The organism is Tenacibaculum sp. FZY0031, from assembly GCF_036350695.1.
Taxonomy (GTDB): domain Bacteria; phylum Bacteroidota; class Bacteroidia; order Flavobacteriales; family Flavobacteriaceae; genus Polaribacter.
The window spans coordinates 231,291-248,613 of sequence record NZ_JAZDVY010000004.1 but is presented as its reverse complement, the minus strand read 5'-3'; the positions used below and the strand labels follow the sequence as shown (position 1 = coordinate 248,613).

Sequence of the window (17,323 nt, the reverse complement as noted above, 5' to 3'; positions counted from 1 at the left end):
TTGGTTGAAATCAAAATGCATTTTGATTGAAAGTACACTAGGAACTAGTCGAAGGATATTAAATACTAAAAATGATGAAGAGCTGAACTTATTTCAGCTTTATAGGAAGGATGATGAAAAAATCTTTAAAATCTAGAAATAACGATTTGGCAAACACGCAACGTCAGCTTGAAATCTTATCAAACGGAATTTTTGCTAATGGTGAATTGCCTACGTTTGCCCAAAAACTCAAAGAAACCAATCAGTTTCCATTGCGTCCTAAAAAATTAGAAATTCTTCAAATTAATTTAGGATATATGTGCAATCAAGTTTGCGCACATTGCCATGTAGATGCGGGTCCTGACCGAAAAGAAATCATGACCTTAGAAACCATGAAACAGTGTTTAGAAGTGATTCGAAAGACTGGAGCACATACCTTAGATTTAACGGGTGGCGCACCTGAAATGAATCCGAACTTTCGATGGTTTGTCGAAGAAGCTTCCAAAGCAGGAATTAAAGATTTTATTGTGCGCTCTAACTTAACAATCATCAGAGCGAATAAAAAATATTACGATTTACCCGAGTTCTTTAAAAAACACAATGTACATGTAGTTTCTTCTATGCCTCACTGGACGCGTGGAAAAACCGATAAACAACGTGGAGATGGTGTTTTCGATAAATCTATCGAAGCTCTAAAAATGTTAAATGCTCTAGGTTATGGAATTGAAGGAACTGATTTACAACTAGATTTAGTCTACAATCCGTCAGGAGCTTTCTTACCAGGAGATCAGGTTGCCTTAGAAAACGATTTTAAAAAAGCTTTAGATGAAGATTTCGGAATCTCATTCAACAGTTTATTTGCCATTACCAATTTACCTATCAGTCGATTTTTAGATTACCTAATTGCTTCTGAAAACTACGAAGATTATATGTATTCGTTAGTAGACGCCTACAATCCGATGGCAGTAGAAAATGTAATGTGTACCAATACATTATCAGTAAGTTGGGACGGATATTTATACGATTGCGATTTCAATCAAATGCTAAATTTGAAAGTAGCTAGTAAGTCCCAACACATTTCTGAATACAACGAAGCTTTGTTGCAAAACAGAAATATTATCATCAATCAACACTGTTATGGTTGTACTGCTGGTGCAGGAAGTAGTTGTCAAGGAACCGTAGCCTAGTTCAATGAATTAACGAAACAATGTAGTAATGTAAAAGTAAAATAATGTCACATCGAGTGATTTTTCTGATATTTTGGAAGAAAAATTGTATCGAGATGTAATCACTTTAATTCTCTATAGATTTTATCAAACACCGTTGAATATCTTTAAACATGAAAAACCTCATCTTTCTCATATTTTTAGTATCCGTAAATTCTTTTTCGCAAAAAAACCTACAACAGTTATTGAAAAAATATAACACTGAAAGTGTTCCGTATATTTCTGTTAGTGAACTACAAAAAGAAAAGCCTTTCGACTCCGCTCAAGGTGACGGCATAATTATACTAGACGCTAGAGAACCCAAAGAGTTTGAAGTTAGTCATCTTAAAAACGCGATGTGTGTTGGCTATGATTTTTTCAACTTAGAAAATACCTTAGCAAAACTTCCGAAGAATAAAAACACTAAAATTGTGGTGTATTGCTCGTTAGGTATTCGGTCAGAAGAGGTTGCTGAAAAATTACTTAAAGAAGGTCACATCAACGTCTTTAACCTATATGGCGGGATCTTTGAGTGGAAAAACCAAGGAAACACAATCGTTAATCTACAAAACAACCCAACAGAAAAAGTCCATGCTTTCAATAAAGAATGGAGTAAATGGTTACATAAAGGAGAAAAGATTTATGAGTAAAAACTTATTATTAATTTTTACCAGAAACCCTGAATTAGGTAAAGTAAAAACACGTTTAGCTAAAACAATTGGAGACGAAGCTGCCTTAAATATTTATAAATTCTTATTAGCACACACAAAACAAGTCACCCAAAATTTATCTTGTGACAAAGCCGTATATTATTCAGTAAAGATTCGTGAAAATGATATTTGGGATGCTCCAGTATATCAAAAGCATCAACAAGAAGGAAGTGATTTAGGTATGCGAATGTACAATGCTTTTCAACAAGCATTTTCTTCTGGATATGAAAAAATTGTAATTATTGGTAGTGATTTACCTGATATAACTTCCAAACATATTAATGAAGCTTTTGAGAAACTCAACTCAAACGATGTCGTTATAGGACCAGCAGAAGATGGCGGTTATTACCTATTAGGCATGAAAAAACTCCATGCTACCGTTTTTCAACATAAAAACTGGGGAACCTCAACCGTTAGAAAAGATACCTTAAACGATTTACAAAACGAAACCGTACATTTGTTGGAAACCTTAAATGATGTAGATGTTTTTGACGATATCAAAAACATTCCTATATTCAATCAATTTTTAAACTAAGCATTATATCACCCTGAGCGCAGTCGAAGGGTCTTTTCAATATAAATTATGAAAAAACAACAACTACAGGAAACACAAGAATTTCTTCAACACAAAGGAATTACCCACCCAGAAATAGGAATTGTTTTAGGAACAGGGTTAGGAAAATTAGTTGATGAAATTAGCATTGAACAAGAAGTTTCGTATGCTGATATTCCACACTTTCCACAAGCAACTGTAGAGTTTCACTCCGGAAAGTTAATTTACGGAACCCTATCGGGTAAAAAAGTGGTGATTATGTCTGGGCGTTTTCATATGTACGAAGGATATAATTTATGGGAAGTAACCTATGGTATTAGAACCATGCACGCATTAGGTATTCAAACTTTGTTAGTTTCTAATGCTGCAGGTGCTATCAACCTTTCTTATAAAAAAGGAGATTTGATGTTATTAGAAGATCACTTGAATTTACAAGGAGGCTCTCCCCTAGCCTTTAAAGGAGCTAATGAGTTTGGAAATATTTTTGCCGATATGCTAGAACCGTATTCAAAAAAATTAAACACTCAACTAAAAGCTATTGCCAAAGCGAACGACATAGACCTGAAAGAAGGTGTATATGCAAGTGTTGTAGGTCCGCAATTGGAAACCAGAGCTGAATACAGAATGTTACAAATTTTAGAAGTAGATGCGGTGGGAATGAGCACGGTACCTGAAGTTATCGTGGCAAAACAACTCAATATTCCGTGTGCAGCCGTTTCTGTATTAACCGATGAGTGCGATCCTAAAAATTTACACCCTGTAAATATTAGCGAAATCATTGAAGTTGCTGGAAAAGCAGAGCCTAAAATGATTACGCTATTTAAAGAATTGATTACTAATTTATAGAAGCAAGACTATTAGACTTAAGAATCAAGACAAACAATACAAGTTTTTATTCTTTTACCTAATAGCATAGCGGTCTTTTATCTTAAAAATATGAGTTACTTAGAAACCACCAAAAATGTATATAAAGAAGCAGCCTTAACCCCTGATGTTGGCTTATGCTGTACCACAAACCCTATTTGGGAGTTACCAGGATTAAAAATTCCAAAAATCATGCAAGAAATGAACTACGGATGTGGTTCTACCGTACATGCACGCGATTTAACCAACAATCCTAAAATATTATATGTAGGTGTGGGTGGCGGAATGGAATTGTTACAGTTTGCGTATTTCTCACGTCAGAAAAACGGCGTGATAGGAATTGATGTGGTAGATGAAATGTTGGAAGCTTCTCAAAAGAATTTTTTGGAAGCCGAAGCGCAAAACGATTGGTTTAAAAGTGAGTTTGTCGATTTACGCAAAGGTGATGCTTTACACTTACCGGTAGAAGATAATTCGATTGATGTGGCTGCTCAAAACTGTTTGTTTAACATTTTTAAAGCTGAAGAGCTGAAAAAAGCCATTGCTGAAATGTATCGCGTGTTAAAACCTCACGGGCGTTTGGTAATGAGTGATCCAACCTGTGAGCAACCTATGAACGAAACCTTACGTAACGACGAACGTTTGCGTGCCTTGTGTTTAAGTGGAAGTTTACCGATTGCGGAATATGTAAAAATGCTCACAGACGCTGGTTTTGGAACCATTGAAATTAGAGCGCGTAAACCATACAGAATTTTAGACCCTAAAAATTATCCTACGGATGAACTGATTTATATCGAATCGATTGAAGTAGCTGCTATTAAAGATCCGATGCCTGCTGACGGACCTTGTATTTTTACAGGAAAAGCTGCCATTTACTTTGGTAATGAAAACTATTTTGATGATGGCGAAGGACATACCTTATTAAAAAACCAACCTTTAGCGATTTGCGATAAAACAGCTGCAGCTTTAAAAGCGTTGGGAAGAGACGATATATTTTTCTCAGAATCTACCTATCATTACGACGGTGGTGGATGTTGTTAAACAACTAAAAAAGCCTTACAGGTTTCAAAATCTGTAAGGCTTTTTAGCTTTACGTTTCTCAAATACGTTTACTTTTTCCAGTGTTATTTTGAGTTTTTTGTTTTCTTATTTTCTTTTTCGATTTCCTGAGAAGTTTCTTCTATTTGTGTTTCTAATTTGGCGATATCACTATTAATACTTCGCAGCCTCTCAGTATTTTTAGCAATTTTACCATTCATTTTTGCTAAAGTTTTAAGCAGTTTTTTCTTTCTCTTTTGTTGTTTCTTATTCAACTTCATGTCAGAGCCTTGCAATAAACTGAGATCTTCTCTTGTGGTTGACAATTCGTTTTTAAGAGTACGAATCTTATACTCAATTTTTACTTTCTTCCCTTTAGCTTTCGCTAACTTTTGTTGATCTGTTTCATAGTTTCTTTGCAACATTCGCATCATTTGTTGTTGTTGCATCATCATCTGATGTTGCTGTGACACAATATTATTGATTTGAGCAGTACTGGGTGGACTCGGAAACCTCTGGGATAATACCACTACAGGGAATAACAATAAATAAATTAACAGTTTATTTTTCATGTGATCATTAATTTTAAATAACCTGTACTTATCATTAAGAACAACGATAAAATAGCAGGTTTTTATTAGTACGATAATTTTTATTTTTCTTCAATCAACTTCTCCAATCGATTCACCTTTTCTAATAAGGCCTTTAAAACTTTATTCTCTTTATCAAGCTTTTCAATTCTTGCTTGTTGCCCCTTTAACAATTCAATCTCTTTGTTTTGAGATTGTAATTTCTTTTCTTGCGCAATCGTATACAAGGTTAACTCTTCTATTTTTTGAAGTAACTGAATTTGAAAACTACCAACATTAACACCATTTTGTTTCATTTCTTTAGCGGATGCTATTTCAGGTAGGTGTCTTTTTTCTTTTATGTGGTTTTCTACTGATTCTAAAGTTGGTAAGTTATAACTTTCTTCAAAAACAAAATCAGCAGTCGGGGTATTAGTTACCTTAATTTCTTTTGATTCAAACTTTCCATTTAATGCAGCGTTTCCATTATGTGAAATTTTTAAAAGATCTCCGTTTACATTACGAAAATTAAACCCTCTAACACTCGAACTATTTGTAAAGTTAACTCCGTCATCATTTACTCCAATATCTAAAGTGTAACCACTAGTGTTACTTCCTCTAAGGAAACTCAAAGCTTGTCCTCCATTTTGAATGTGTAATTTAGCTGCTGGACTAGAAGTTCCTATTCCTACATTACCATTTGGAAGAATTGTCATCCTATCAATTACTTTATCTAAAGTACTACTATTATAATCTTGGAGAGAAAAAACCATCTTTGGATTTACATATCCAGGATTAGAATTTGTATTTTCAATTCGAATATTTCCTGAATAGGAGTCAGAATCTTTTTCTCCAAAAATTAATTCTGCTTTATCTCCAGATGTTCTTGCATCCCCTGACTTTAGAATTTTAATCTGGCTGTTCACTGTTAATTGTTTATCAGGGCTTGTAATTCCAATTCCAACATTACCAGTAAATAATGCACTTTTATTACCCTCTATGGAAAAAGCAACATTACTATTCCCTGTCTGCCCCACTGGACCAGCCACAACAACAAAACGTCCTCCTTGTTCTGGAATATTATGTAATAACCATTTGGCTTCAGAACCATTTCCTCCGTAACTATAGAATCTAGACTTAATAGCTTGCCAGCTAATTCCCTTATAAAAATTATTCCCGTTAAAATAATTGTCTCCCTCTCCTGTCTGTGCTTTTATCGTAAGCACAAACCCTGTTATAGCAATAACAGTAATTTTAATTTTCGTTTTCATTTAAGAATGATTATAGTTTACTTTCCTTTAATATTTTTCTTACTAACTCTTTTAACTTCTCAATTTCATTTGCCTGTTGATTTAATAGCTCTTTATAATCCTTTAAATTTTCTTTCTGATTGTCCAACTTATTTTTCTGATTATTTATTTTCTTTTCTTGTTGAATTGTATACAAAGTTAGTTCTTCAATTTTCAGTAACAATTTAGCATCCATTGCTCCTAAATAAAAGCCATTTTTCTCTACTTCTTTCGCACTAGGTATGCCTTTTAAATGCCCTTTTTCTTTAATATGACTCTCTACCTCTTTTAAAGTGGGTAACTCATACTCTTTTTCAAAAACAAAATCTGACCAACCACTTCCTTCTACTTTTATTTCTCTTGCTCCAATAGAACCTTCTACAGCTAACTTATGAGATCCAGTAGTTGTGGTTCCTACACCAACGTTTCCATTAGTTTTTATAATCATTTTTTCAGTACCATTGGCAAACAAACTAAGATCTTTAGTTGACTGTGCACCTACAATCGTTTTACTTGCTTCCCAACTTAATAATCCATGATCCGCTGTATTTCCCCAAGTAAACACGCCATCTCCCCTAAATTTCATTCTATTATTTAATTGTAAAGTAGTCACACCTGAAGTTCCTGCATCTTTAATTTGTAGCTTGGCCTCTGGGTTTGTTGTGCCTATTCCAACATCACCATTTACAAAAAGTTTATTTCTTAAGTCTAATGTATTAGAGAACATCGTTTTAAATTGAATATCTCCTGTTTCGTAAAACACGCTTCCAGTACTCACTGGTAATGCTCCAGAGTTTAATACAAAGCCACTAGCTTTTCCTTCAATATTATGCAAATGAAGAGAACTACTTTGGCTTATAGCTCTATCAAAATAAGCTTCTAAATAATAGTAAGTATCGTCTTTTGTAATTCTAATTTGCTCAACATATCCATTTCTAACCCCTTTTACGTCCATCAAAAAGCTTGTAGACCAATCTTTAAAAACATCAATAACTACTTCTTGAGGTGTATACGCTCCTCCGTTCAATGAAACTACAACTCTTTCAGCTCCTCTTTGCCCTAAAGTCCATTTTCCTACCTGAAACCATCCAGCATCAGAAGTTGTAAAGGTGGTATTTGATACAGACTGCGCCTTAATTTGAAAACAAAAGGATAAACACAGTAATAAAACTGATAATTTTTTCATAACATTTTTGGTTTTTACGTTTAAATCACAAAAATATCGTTTTTTTGGAGTTTGTTTATACTTGATATTAAATAAGTTTTACACCTATAATATTGGTCGTATTTTTACAATTTTACCAACTAATCATCGTTTAATGACACAATGAAAACACTCAAAGAAATACAACTTCAACTTAAAGAAAATAAGAAACTAACCCTTGTATTAAAATATATAACAGGAGTTGTACTGTTTGGAGTTCTTTTAGTAGTATTGTTATTCTCTTTAGTGTATTTTGAAGTGTTTGGTAAATTACCCAACAAAAAAGAATTAACCTCTGTCATAAACGAAGAAGCTTCTTTAATCTATTCATCAGACGAGGTAATTATCGGGAAAATATTTGCTGAGAATAGAACCAATGTTCAACTAACTCAAATTCCAAATCACTTAAAAAAAGCACTCATTGCTACAGAGGATAAGCGATTCTATTCCCATAACGGATACGATGGTCAAAGCTATGCGCGCGTTTTCTTTAGAAGTATTCTATTACAAGACGCCTCTGGAGGTGGTGGAAGTACAATTACACAACAACTAATTAAAAACCTCTACGGAAGGCAGTATCATGGATTTTTGAGCATGCCTATTAACAAAATTAAAGAACTCATCATTGCTAGTCGTATGGAGAAGTTATACAGTAAAGATGAAATATTGTTATTGTATTTGAATTCGGTTCCGTTTGGCGAAAATAGTTTCGGAGTAGAATCGGCTGCTAATCGATTTTTTAACAAATCAGTCAGTGAATTAAACATTGAAGAATCCGCAATACTTGTAGGGATGCTAAAGGCTAACACCTATTACAATCCTAGATTGAATCCAGAAAATGCTAAAAAACGTCGAAACACGGTTCTTCAGTTAATGAATAGCGAAGCGTATTTAAACAATAAAGTTACTGATAGTTTACAAAAACTACCTATTACACTCAACTATCATAACCTTGATATCAACACAACGGCCGGTTATTTTACCTATCAGGTAAAGAAAAAAGCTGCCGAACTCATAAAAAAGAGCAATGAAACTTCTAACAGCAAGTATAACTTAGAAACCGACGGTTTAAAAATTCATACGACGCTGAATTATGAGATTCAAAAAGTTGCGGAAAAAGCTGCTAAAGAGCAACTCATCGTCAAACAACAACAACTAGACAAAGAGTTAGCTTCAAACAGACTAAAAAGTAGATGGCTACAAAAGCAGCAATTCACAGAAAAGGATAAGCAAAATAGAACTATTCAACTATTTGATTGGGATAGTACAAAGACCATTACTGGTAATAAAATTGATAGCCTTTGGTATTATGATAAAATGCTAAATGCTTCTGTTTTGGTTACAAACCCGAAAAACGGAGCCGTAATTAGTTGGGTGGGTGGTAATAATTTTAACACGCTACCTTTTGATATGGTGCTATCGCACCGCCAAATAGCCTCGGCATTTAAACCGTTTTTGTATGCTACAGCGTTGGAAAACGGAATTTCTCCTTGTGATTATTTTGAAAACGAAGAAAAAACCTATCCAGAATACGATAACTGGAAGCCACAAAATGCCGATCATAGCACTACTCCTGATAAAAAAGTTGCCATGTGGTATGCCTTAATTAAATCGATGAACATCCCTAGTGTAAATCTATATTTTAAATTAGAAAAGGAATGGTTAATCAACGCTTGTGAAAAGCTACTATTTCCAGAAATCACAAACAATGCTCCTTCTATTGCTTTAGGAACGTTAGATTTATCACTATTTGAAGCTACAAGAGCCTACGGTGCCTTTGCTAATAAAGGTGAAATGAATGACCTATATATGATTAGCAAGATTACCGACAAAGAGGGAAATATCATTTATGAAAGTGAAAAACAAAAGGCAGAAAGAGTATTTACAGAAGAAAGTACGCAAACACTCACTACTATATTACAACAAGCTGTAGAACAAGGAACAGGAGCCAGTATAAGAAGCAGGTATAAAATCAAAAGTCCGTTAGCCAGTAAAACAGGTACTGCTCAAAACTATACCAACGCTTGGTTTATGGCGTATACACCAAATATTGTTCTTGGAACTTGGGTTGGAACTTCTAAAAACGATGTACATTTTACTAGCGGAAATGGTTCTGGTTCTTCTTTAGCGCTGCCAATCGTTGCTAACGTTCTAAAAGAAATTGAAAACAACCCTGAACTAAAGGAAAAATACTTAACCTCTTTTGATATTCCTGATGAAATTTCTTCCTCAATAGACTGTACTCCTTATAGAGAAAAAGGAATTAAAGGGTTTTTCAACAGACTTTTTGGAAAGAAAAAGGAATAAGTTTAACACTTTAAAAAGTTAGAAACCTAATTCAACAGCTCATCCAAAAGAGTTTTTGTCTTATCAAAAGAAGGCCTCGGTGCTTCAGTTGTTACAATCTTACCTTGAGGGTCAATCAAAATAAAACGAGGAATAGAAGTTACTGCGTAGGCATTCATAAAATCACTCTCAAATGATTTATCAGCAAATAATTGCACCCCTACTAGTGCTTTATCGTTTATCATATTTTTCCATGTATCCTTATCCTCTTTCTTATCTACAGAAATACTCACGAATACAATATTCTTATCATGATAACGCTTCTCTAATTCCTTCAGATAAGGAATCTGCTTAATGCATGGTGTACACCAAGTTGCCCAAACATCAATGTAAACATACTTCCCTTTAAAACTCTCTAAACTAAACACTTTACCTCCTACATCCTCAAAACTAAACTCTGGTGAAGCATCTCCTACGTTTAATGCTTTTGAATTAATTATTTTCTCATATTTTTTTTCAACAGCTTCAATAAAAGGTTGGTGATTGGTAACCCTTTTAATAAGATCAAGATAATCTTTTGCACGATCCTCCTTGATTGTTATTTTAGAATAAAACCCATTTACTAAACTAATAGCTAATTCTTTTGATGGAGCCCTGCGTAAAACATTTAACATTTCATCTACATTAGGGGCTACATCTATACGTTTACTCCAAACAGAATTCACCAAATAACGAAAGTATAACTGTTTTTTATAATCCTTATCATTATTGAGATTCACTTTTTTTATTGGCTCATAAAAATTCTCTGAAAGTATAATATCATCTCCTAAATAAAACTTATAATTTGATTTATAATTTTGAATATTAAGAAGTCTTTCATACTCTAATGATTTTTTTTCCTCTTTTACAAAAAATCTCTCAACATCATATTGAGACAATAAAGTTAAATGAGCATCTTTAATTTTCATTAAGTTTTTGAGATATACTATTTCATCTACTTTATAAAAAGCTTCAAAATCTTTGGTTAGTTCTTCTTCTACTTCTGCTTTCTTAGCAAGGTATTTATTTCGTGTTGCTCCTTTACCTTCAAAAACAAGAGTTTCTTTAAAGTTTTTAGCATCAAAAAAAATACTCAACTCATCTTTAGGGTTAAGATAAATGTAAATGGTATTACGTCCATATTTAAGGAAATAATAACCTCCTTCTATTTCAGCAGAAATACTGAACTTACCATCAACATCAAGTTCAGTAAATGTTAATTTTTGATTATTAAGGTATGTAATAGTAATCGGATCAGATGAATGATTCTTTACTTGTCCTAAAATATTTACTTTTCCTGAATTTCCAATTGCAGATAAGCTAATAAAAACTGCAAAAAAAGTATGGATAAACTTACTCATTTGTGTTGGTAATTAATTACAAAAACGCGCTAAAGGTAACAATCTATTTCATTACTATACACCACAAAGACTAACAATTTTAACACATTGTAAGGATACACCTCCCTCAAGCAAACAAGGTAGCAAAAGCTTCTTCAATCTTACTTACTAAAATCAGTTTTATAGAATGGTTTTTACTGGTAATCTTGTTGTATTTTGAGGTTACAAAGGTTTTATAGCCTAGTTTTTCAGCTTCGGTAATGCGCTGATCTATTTTAGAAACAGGACGAATTTCACCTGCTAAACCTACTTCGGCTGCAAAACACACATCGGGATTGATGGCTAAATCTTGATTTGACGATAAAATCGCTGCTACTACTGCTAAATCTATTGCTGGGTCGTCTACATGAATTCCACCCGTAACATTTAAAAACACATCTTTTGCTCCTAACTTGAAACCCGCACGTTTTTCTAACACTGCTAAAATCATGTGCAGACGTTTTAGGTTATATCCTGTAGTAGTTCGTTGTGGCGTTCCGTAAACCGCTGTAGAAACCAAGGCTTGAATTTCGATCATCAACGGACGAATGCCTTCTAAAGTTGAAGCAATAGCTGTTCCGCTTAAATCGGCATCTTTTTTCGAGATTAAGATTTCTGAAGGATTGGATACTTCTCGCAATCCATCTGATAACATTTCGTAAATCCCTAACTCTGCAGTAGAGCCAAAACGGTTTTTTTGCGAGCGTAAAATTCGATAGGTATGGTTTCGGTCTCCTTCAAATTGCAACACCACATCTACCATGTGTTCTAAAATCTTAGGCCCTGCAATATGTCCTTCTTTGTTGATATGCCCGATTAACAATACTGGAGTTGCTGTTTCTTTTGCAAACTTTATCAATTCTGCCGAAGTCTCTCGTATCTGCGAAATACTTCCCGGTGAAGCTTCAATCGTATTAGTATGTAAGGTTTGAATAGAATCTATTACCAATACCTCTGGCTGAACTTCTTCAATATTTTTAAAAATTTGTTGGGTGTTGGTTTCGGTAAGAATTAAACAGTTAGGATTTTTTCCTTCGATACGTTCTGCTCGCATTTTAATCTGCGACTGGCTTTCTTCTCCAGACACATACAACACTTTTTGTGGAATCTGTAAAGCAATTTGCAGCAACAAGGTTGATTTACCAATTCCTGGTTCTCCTCCCAGTAACACCACAGCACCTTTCACCAATCCACCACCTAAAACCGTATCTAATTCTTGGTTTTTAGTACCAAAACGCTCTTCAGGATTCAGTTGAATATCTTCAACCCGTAAAGGTTTTGCGACTCTTTTTTGTGCGTTTGATGGCGATTTCCAACTTCTTTTTTCTTCTTTTTGAATGACTTCTTCAACAATAGTGTTCCATTGTTTACAAGAGCCACATTGCCCTACCCATTGTGCATGTTGTGCGCCACAGTTTTGACAGAAAAAAGTCGTTTTGGTTTTTGCCATTCGATTTGTAAGATTTACTTACAAAGAAAAGAAAACTATTTGTTTTTATTGTAGATGGGCAAGAACAAAAACGCCAATCCACCAAAGACAATGATCATAGCCGTTTGAGCGGTCCACATAATCCAACCAAAGGCTGTCGCGGGTTCTTCTGCAATTCCAAATAACGCTAAGGCTCCAGCTACAGCAACAGGATACAATCCTATTCCTCCATTAGTAGCTGCAATTGCAAATCCACCAGCGATAAATCCGATCAGAACACCTCCTAAAGGAACATGTAACCCTTCAATTGCTGGAATCGTTGCCCAAAACATTAACACATACATCAACCAAATAAAAACAGTATGAAAAATGAATGCCCATTTATGCTTCATTTTAAAGATACTGGTAACTCCTTCAATTAACCCAACAACGAAGTTCTTGATTTTTAATCCAATTCCTGATTGCGCTTTTTTTACAAAACGTGTAAAAACTAAAAAAACCAGGACTAATCCTACTAAAAGGATTCCTATTTTAATTGGATCAAAATTTTTAGTCAGTAATTCAAAAATAAAATCAAATTGCACAAAAAGTGTAATTATTATGATACTAAGCATCATGATTAAATCTGCCATTCGTTCGGCAACGATAGTACCAAAACCTTTTTCAAACGGAATATTTTCATAATTCGTCATTACAGCTGCTCGAGAAACTTCCCCTGCTCTTGGTACTGCATAATTCACTAAATATGCTACTAAAACTGCCATAGTACTATTGCCAAAATCTGGTTTGTACCCCATTGGCTCAAGTAAAAACTTCCAACGATAAGCACGAGATAGATGACTTAATATTCCGAAAAACAACCCTAAAGCTATCCATCCGTAATTAGCATCTTTAAAGTATTGAACTAAGGTTTCAATTGAAATTTTTGACAGTGAATACCAAACTAAAAAACCTCCCAAAATGAGAGGTAATCCTATTTTTATAATTTTCTTGACTGATGTACTCAAACTATTCTAACAAGTTGTTTTCTTCGTTAGGAAATACTAATTGTGGCTTAAATTTCTTAGCTTCTTCTAATTCCATAAAAGCATATACAATTAAGATAAGTACATCTCCTTTTTGAACCCTACGAGCTGCTGCCCCGTTCAATGTAATTTCTCCACTCTTTCTTGGCCCTGGAATTGCATAAGTTTCTAAACGCTCTCCATTATTGTTATTCACAATCTGTACACGCTCACCTTCAATAATTCCAGCAGCATCCATTAAATCTTCATCAATGGTGATACTTCCTATATAATTTAAATCCGCATTAGTTACTTTAACACGGTGTATTTTAGATTTTACTACTTGTACTAACATGCTGCAAAAATAATTGTTTTTTAATGAATACTAGGTTGTTTTTTGATGATTTTAACATTATTACAAACCTCCTTCTAAACCTTAAACACTAAGTTTTTAATTATTCTTTAAACGAATATTATCAATTAAGCGAATATCTCCAGCAAAAACAGCGATAAAGGCACGATACTTTGTATTTTCTTTAATCTCTGTTACCGTTTGTAATGTTTTTTCATCTGCTATGGTAAAATATTCTAACTCAAATAACGGATGTTTTTTAAATTGTTGTTCTACCCATTTGGTTAACTCTTCTGGACTATTTGCTCCAAATTTCTTTTTCGCCTTTTTCAATGTCTTATAAATAAATGGCGCTGTCTCTCTATGTTCTTTACTTAAACGAGTATTTCTAGAACTCATTGCCAATCCATCTTCTTCTCTAAAAATGGGTCTTCCTTTAATTTTTACAGGAAGTTTGTATTTCTCTACTAATTTTTTAATAATTTGCAGTTGCTGAAAATCTTTTTTACCAAAATAAGCGGTATTTGGTTCCACTATTTCAAATAGTGCTTTTACAATCGTTCCTACTCCATCAAAATGACCGTCTCTAAACTTTCCTTCCATTTGATGTTCTAATCCATCGAAATCAAACTTTTCAGAAGTTACATTTTCGGCGTATATTTCTTCTACTGAAGGAAAGAATAACACATCACAATCTACAGATTCCAACAACGCTACATCACTTTCGTATGTTTTAGGGTATTTCTCTAAATCTTCTTTATTATCAAACTGTGTAGGGTTTACAAAGACACTAACCACTGCAATATCATTCTTTTTTTTGGCTCTTTTAATAAGCGATAAATGCCCTTGATGCAGAGCTCCCATAGTTGGGACAAACCCGATGGACTTTTTATCCTTTTTTTGAGTGGATAAAAACTCTTTTATTTCGGATTTTCTTGTGAAAATTTTCATTGTTATTTAATTGAAATGCATGCAAAATTAGCAATTTAACACGATTTTTGCATTAAATTTCGTATTTTTGCACCTTCAATAAAAGAGACCGATTTAATGAAGGATAAGAGAATTTTATATGTTTCATCAGAGGTAACACCATATTTACCAGAAACAGAATTATCGTCTACCGCATTTAACGTTGCTAAAAATGCACATTCTAAAGGAATTCAAACCCGTATATTCATGCCTCGATTTGGGGTGATTAATGAGCGAAGGCATCAGTTACATGAGGTTATTCGTTTATCGGGTATGAACTTAATTATTAACGACATGGACATGCCTTTGATAATTAAAGTTGCTTCGATTCCTAAAGAAAGAATGCAAGTGTATTTTATTGATAACGATGAATATTTTAAGCGTAAAGCTGTATATTCTGACGAAGATGATGCGTTATTTGATGATAATGATGAACGTATGATTTTCTTCGCCAAAGGTGTTGTTGAAACTGTTAAAAAGCTGAATTGGGCTCCTGACATTATTCATGTTCATGGGTGGATGGCTTCATTACTTCCTTTGTATTTAAGAGAATTTTATAAAGAAGAGCCATTGTTTGCTGAAAGCAAGATTGTAACTTCGCTTTACAATAGTGATATTGAAGACTTGAATAAAGAGTTAGCTAACAAAGTTCGCTTTGATAAAGTTGACGATTCTAAAGTAGCAACAATTGAAACACCAAGTCATATTAATATTTTAAAAAGCGCTATTGAAAATTCAGATGCTATCATAAAAGGTAGCGAGGTTTTACCTGAAGAAATTGAGGCTTTCATGGATGAAAGTGATGTGAAGATCTTAGACTTTCAATCGGAGGAAACTTTAACTGAAGCATATTTAGAATTTTATAAAGAGAACGTTTTAGAATTAAGCGAATAATGATTAGAAAAATTGGTGTACTTGGTATTAGCTTGCTATGTTTAGCAACTATTACGTCTTGTGAAAAAGATTTTAGTGAGATTGGAACAAATGTTGTTAACAACGATAAATTCGAAACTGGGGAAATCTTATTGGATGTTGAAATAACTCCAATAGATATAGAAAGCGTACAAGCTGACAATATCAATGCTAACATTAATGAGTATTGGTTAGGTGTATATAACAACCTTAATGCAGAAAAAATTGAGGCTTCAATAATTTCTCAAATTGGATATGTTATAAACCTTAACAATAAGGATACTGATACCACTGCATTTAACCTTGATAAGGTGGTCTTAAAAATCCCATACCAAGCAACCTCGACAGGAACAACTGACGGCGTAACTAGTTTTAAATTAGACTCTGTTTTAGGCAATCCTAATATTGCAACTTCTATTCAAGTTTTACAAAATGAAACTTACTTAAATATATTAAACCCTAGTGATCCTTCTAAAAGAAACACTTTTCTTTCTAATAATGACTACTTAGGCAACAATGTATTGAATGACGGAGGAGGGACATACGAATTAAAACCTAAGGCTACTGATACTCTATTTATTTTTGATAGAATTGATAGGTCTACTTCATTGACAAGTACTGATACATATAAAGATACTATTAGAGCTTCAAACTCACAAAACCTTAAAGTTCCGTTTTTGGCAATTCCGTTAGATTTTGACAAAATGAAGGATTTATTTTGGGATAAATTCGAAGCTCCAGAATTCGCATCTAAAGAAGCTTTTGATGATTATTTTAGAGGAATTAAGATACTTGCTACAGGAAGTGACGGATCTATGGTTCCTCTCGATTTAGCTTCTGTAAGTCCAACACCTTCTATAGATTTCTTATACACTAAATCTAGTATGGATGGTGCTACAATTAAAAAAACTACAAAAGGGGTATTTCGCTTCCCTTTATCTGGAATAAGGAATAGTTATTATAAAATGACTCCTGCTACTAACCCAGCTCCTACCAATAACTTCGTTATTCAAGGAACTGCTGGTAGCATGGCTGAAGTTAAAATCTTAGACGAATCAAAAGTTCAAGAATTAAAAAGTAACAATTGGTTAATTAATGATGCATCACTTACTTTCTACATAAACCAAACAATTAACAGTGATGCTAATACGACTCCTCAACAATTATTCTTATACCAAAATAAGGAGAACGAAACAGGAGGTATTTCACCTACACAGTTAACAGATGCATATGTTGACCCTAGCTCTTATGGTGGTGGCTTACAGAAAACAGATGATGATGCTCCTGAAAAATATACCTTTAGAATTACCGATTATATATCAAAACTGTTATCTGGAGGAGAAAACATAACGACTGATCCATTGGTTTTAAAAGTTTATAATCCTACAGATTCACCTGTAAATAATAATATTTTAACAACATCAGTTAAATCTTATAATTGGAATCCTAGGGCAGTAACTTTATTCAACGGAAACGAAGCTGCAAATGGAACTAAAAGAGCGGTTTTAAAAATATCATATTCAAAAGAAAAATAAGAAATTG

The 17,323-nt window shown here is 33.6% G+C and carries 16 protein-coding genes; 8 read left to right on the top strand and 8 right to left on the bottom strand.

Going from position 1 to position 17,323, the window contains the following annotated elements; translation table 11 throughout:
* Positions 1 to 110 precede the first annotated feature (110 nt).
* The 5 genes from arsS to arsM all read left to right on the top strand — a co-directional run bounded on the left by arsS (position 111) and on the right by arsM (position 4,352).
* Complete coding sequence (gene arsS, locus V1T75_RS07315; protein WP_330487893.1) at positions 111 to 1,166, top strand: arsenosugar biosynthesis radical SAM (seleno)protein ArsS; 1,056 nt, start codon at positions 111 to 113, stop codon at positions 1,164 to 1,166.
* Between the two features lie 224 nt (positions 1,167 to 1,390).
* Positions 1,391 to 1,834 carry a rhodanese-like domain-containing protein gene (locus V1T75_RS07310; protein ID WP_330487892.1) on the top strand — a complete coding sequence of 148 codons (444 nt, stop codon included), beginning with the start codon at positions 1,391 to 1,393 and terminating at the stop codon, positions 1,832 to 1,834.
* Positions 1,827 to 2,429, top strand: coding sequence for a TIGR04282 family arsenosugar biosynthesis glycosyltransferase (locus V1T75_RS07305; protein WP_330487891.1), 603 nt, complete (start codon positions 1,827 to 1,829; stop codon positions 2,427 to 2,429). The genes V1T75_RS07310 and V1T75_RS07305 overlap by 8 nt, the downstream gene beginning before the upstream one ends.
* Before the next feature lie 48 nt (positions 2,430 to 2,477).
* Positions 2,478 to 3,293, top strand: coding sequence for a purine-nucleoside phosphorylase (locus V1T75_RS07300; protein ID WP_330487890.1), 816 nt, complete (start codon positions 2,478 to 2,480; stop codon positions 3,291 to 3,293).
* Between the two features lie 90 nt (positions 3,294 to 3,383).
* The gene (gene arsM / locus V1T75_RS07295; protein ID WP_330487889.1) at positions 3,384 to 4,352 is read left to right on the top strand and encodes an arsenosugar biosynthesis arsenite methyltransferase ArsM; all 969 of its coding nucleotides are present in this window, start codon (positions 3,384 to 3,386) and stop codon (positions 4,350 to 4,352) included.
* A gap of 83 nt (positions 4,353 to 4,435) precedes the next feature.
* Here the strand turns inward: arsM and V1T75_RS07290 are convergent, their stop codons facing one another.
* From V1T75_RS07290 to V1T75_RS07280, 3 genes are all read right to left on the bottom strand, one after another.
* A complete protein-coding gene (locus V1T75_RS07290; RefSeq protein WP_330487888.1) occupies positions 4,436 to 4,921 on the bottom strand; it encodes a hypothetical protein in 486 nt (161 codons plus the stop codon).
* 80 nt (positions 4,922 to 5,001) lie between these two features.
* Positions 5,002 to 6,189, bottom strand: a complete 1,188-nt coding sequence (locus V1T75_RS07285; RefSeq protein ID WP_330487887.1) for a hypothetical protein — start codon at positions 6,187 to 6,189, stop codon at positions 5,002 to 5,004.
* A gap of 10 nt (positions 6,190 to 6,199) precedes the next feature.
* A complete protein-coding gene (locus V1T75_RS07280) occupies positions 6,200 to 7,393 on the bottom strand; it encodes a hypothetical protein (RefSeq protein ID WP_330487886.1) in 1,194 nt (397 codons plus the stop codon).
* A gap of 141 nt (positions 7,394 to 7,534) precedes the next feature.
* Here V1T75_RS07280 and V1T75_RS07275 point away from each other — a divergent pair, with 141 nt between their 5' ends.
* Complete coding sequence (locus V1T75_RS07275; RefSeq protein WP_330487885.1) at positions 7,535 to 9,718, top strand: transglycosylase domain-containing protein; 2,184 nt, start codon at positions 7,535 to 7,537, stop codon at positions 9,716 to 9,718.
* Positions 9,719 to 9,744: 26 nt separating this feature from the next.
* Here the strand turns inward: V1T75_RS07275 and V1T75_RS07270 are convergent, their stop codons facing one another.
* From V1T75_RS07270 to panC, 5 genes are all read right to left on the bottom strand, one after another.
* Positions 9,745 to 11,097 carry a TlpA family protein disulfide reductase gene (locus tag V1T75_RS07270; RefSeq protein ID WP_330487884.1) on the bottom strand — a complete coding sequence of 451 codons (1,353 nt, stop codon included), beginning with the start codon at positions 11,095 to 11,097 and terminating at the stop codon, positions 9,745 to 9,747.
* A 106-nt stretch (positions 11,098 to 11,203) separates the two neighbouring features.
* Positions 11,204 to 12,565, bottom strand: coding sequence for a DNA repair protein RadA (gene radA, locus V1T75_RS07265; RefSeq protein WP_330487883.1), 1,362 nt, complete (start codon positions 12,563 to 12,565; stop codon positions 11,204 to 11,206).
* Positions 12,566 to 12,600: 35 nt separating this feature from the next.
* On the bottom strand, positions 12,601 to 13,551 hold the full coding sequence (locus tag V1T75_RS07260; RefSeq protein ID WP_330487882.1) for a lysylphosphatidylglycerol synthase transmembrane domain-containing protein: 951 nt from the start codon (positions 13,549 to 13,551) through the stop codon (positions 12,601 to 12,603).
* A 1-nt stretch (position 13,552) separates the two neighbouring features.
* Positions 13,553 to 13,903, bottom strand: a complete 351-nt coding sequence (gene panD, locus V1T75_RS07255; protein WP_028891458.1) for an aspartate 1-decarboxylase — start codon at positions 13,901 to 13,903, stop codon at positions 13,553 to 13,555.
* Positions 13,904 to 13,999: 96 nt separating this feature from the next.
* Complete coding sequence (panC, locus tag V1T75_RS07250; RefSeq protein ID WP_330487881.1) at positions 14,000 to 14,851, bottom strand: pantoate--beta-alanine ligase; 852 nt, start codon at positions 14,849 to 14,851, stop codon at positions 14,000 to 14,002.
* A 96-nt stretch (positions 14,852 to 14,947) separates the two neighbouring features.
* Here panC and V1T75_RS07245 point away from each other — a divergent pair, with 96 nt between their 5' ends.
* Both V1T75_RS07245 and V1T75_RS07240 read left to right on the top strand, forming a co-directional pair.
* Positions 14,948 to 15,763: a glycogen/starch synthase gene (locus V1T75_RS07245; protein WP_330487880.1), complete on the top strand. Its 816-nt coding sequence runs from the start codon at positions 14,948 to 14,950 to the stop codon at positions 15,761 to 15,763.
* Entirely contained in the window at positions 15,763 to 17,316 is a 1,554-nt protein-coding gene (locus V1T75_RS07240; RefSeq protein ID WP_330487879.1) for a DUF4270 family protein, read from the top strand. Before V1T75_RS07245 ends, V1T75_RS07240 begins: the two co-directional genes overlap by 1 nt.
* Positions 17,317 to 17,323: the final 7 nt, after the last annotated feature.

Bases quoted from the DNA above. Each gene is read 5' to 3' on its own strand.
- V1T75_RS07240 (WP_330487879.1), top strand. From the start codon at position 15,763: ATGATTAGAAAAATTGGTGTACTTGGTATTAGCTTGCTATGTTTAGCA.
- V1T75_RS07300 (WP_330487890.1), top strand. From the start codon at position 2,478: ATGAAAAAACAACAACTACAGGAAACACAAGAATTTCTTCAACACAAA.
- panD (WP_028891458.1), bottom strand. From the start codon at position 13,903: ATGTTAGTACAAGTAGTAAAATCTAAAATACACCGTGTTAAAGTAACT.
- V1T75_RS07305 (WP_330487891.1), top strand. From the start codon at position 1,827: ATGAGTAAAAACTTATTATTAATTTTTACCAGAAACCCTGAATTAGGT.
- V1T75_RS07270 (WP_330487884.1), bottom strand. From the start codon at position 11,097: ATGAGTAAGTTTATCCATACTTTTTTTGCAGTTTTTATTAGCTTATCT.
- V1T75_RS07285 (WP_330487887.1), bottom strand. From the start codon at position 6,189: ATGAAAACGAAAATTAAAATTACTGTTATTGCTATAACAGGGTTTGTG.
- arsS (WP_330487893.1), top strand. From the start codon at position 111: ATGATGAAAAAATCTTTAAAATCTAGAAATAACGATTTGGCAAACACG.
- arsM (WP_330487889.1), top strand. From the start codon at position 3,384: ATGAGTTACTTAGAAACCACCAAAAATGTATATAAAGAAGCAGCCTTA.
- panC (WP_330487881.1), bottom strand. From the start codon at position 14,851: ATGAAAATTTTCACAAGAAAATCCGAAATAAAAGAGTTTTTATCCACT.
- V1T75_RS07290 (WP_330487888.1), bottom strand. From the start codon at position 4,921: ATGAAAAATAAACTGTTAATTTATTTATTGTTATTCCCTGTAGTGGTA.
- V1T75_RS07280 (WP_330487886.1), bottom strand. From the start codon at position 7,393: ATGAAAAAATTATCAGTTTTATTACTGTGTTTATCCTTTTGTTTTCAA.
- V1T75_RS07275 (WP_330487885.1), top strand. From the start codon at position 7,535: ATGAAAACACTCAAAGAAATACAACTTCAACTTAAAGAAAATAAGAAA.
- V1T75_RS07245 (WP_330487880.1), top strand. From the start codon at position 14,948: ATGAAGGATAAGAGAATTTTATATGTTTCATCAGAGGTAACACCATAT.
- radA (WP_330487883.1), bottom strand. From the start codon at position 12,565: ATGGCAAAAACCAAAACGACTTTTTTCTGTCAAAACTGTGGCGCACAA.